The following is a 1,047-nucleotide window of genomic DNA, read 5'->3' on the forward strand; positions in this document are numbered from 1 at the left end:
GATTGTAAAATTAAGCTAGACAACTAAAAAAGTCATTTGTGCTACACTCAAAATAGTTCCGTCCAAAGAATTATAAGGAGTGAGTACAAATGACCTATACCCATCTTACAACGGATGAACTTGTAATGATAGAGTCTTATTTCAAAATAAATCAATCTGTTGCGAAAACTGCGCATTGCTTGAATCGTTCAAGACAAACGATCCATAAAGTATACCTGTTCTTCAAGCAAGGAAAATCAGCCTTAGAGTACTATCAACAGTATAAGAAAAACAAATCAAACTGTGGTAGACGCCCGCTTGTTTTACCTGAGGAACAATCAGAATATATTCAAAGAAAGGTTGTTCAAGGATGGACACCCGATGTGATTGTTGGTCGTGCAGCGTTTCCTATTCGTTGTTCTGCTCGTACCATTTATCGTATGTTCAAAAAGGGGCTATTTAATCCTTCTGACTTACCGATGAAAGGCAAGCGTAAACCAAATGGACATCAAGAAAGACGTGGAAAACAAGCTTTCCGTCGCTCTATTCATGAACGTGAAAAAGATTATAGCCAATTCTCAAATGAGTTTGGTCACCTTGAAGGTGACACTATCGTAGGTTTGAAACATAAAAGTGCTGTAATTACCTTAGTTGAGCGATTATCAAAAGTTATCATCACATTGAAACCGTGTGGTAGACAAGCGATTGATATTGAAAACAAATTAAATCATTGGTTTGAATCTGTACCGAAAAATCTATTCAAATCCATCACTTTTGATTGTGGAAAGGAATTTTCAAATTGGAAACAGATCAGTAATGCCAATGATATTGCCATTTATTTCGCTGATCCAGGAACGCCGTCTCAAAGAGGCCTAAACGAGAATTCTAACGGATTGTTACGTAGAGATGGTTTATTGAAATCTATGGATTTCAATTCAGTAGATGAATCTTTTATTCAATCTGTCGCATCGAAACGAAATAATATTCCTAGAAAATCACTGAATTATCGAACACCTTTGGAAGTATTTTTGAGTTACGTAAGTATTGATGATTTGTCTAACTTAATTT

The 1,047-nt window shown here is 35.6% G+C and carries 1 protein-coding gene; it reads left to right on the plus strand.

The window, feature by feature from the left end; translation table 11 throughout:
- Window positions 1-89 precede the first annotated feature (89 nt).
- On the plus strand, window positions 90-1,047 hold a 958-nt coding region (locus RG571_RS11985), incomplete at its 3' end, for an IS30 family transposase (RefSeq protein WP_000222573.1).

This window comes from Enterococcus sp. FR204 (genome assembly GCF_031143325.1).
In the GTDB taxonomy this organism is placed as follows: Bacteria; Bacillota; Bacilli; order Lactobacillales; family Enterococcaceae; genus Enterococcus_B; species Enterococcus_B faecium.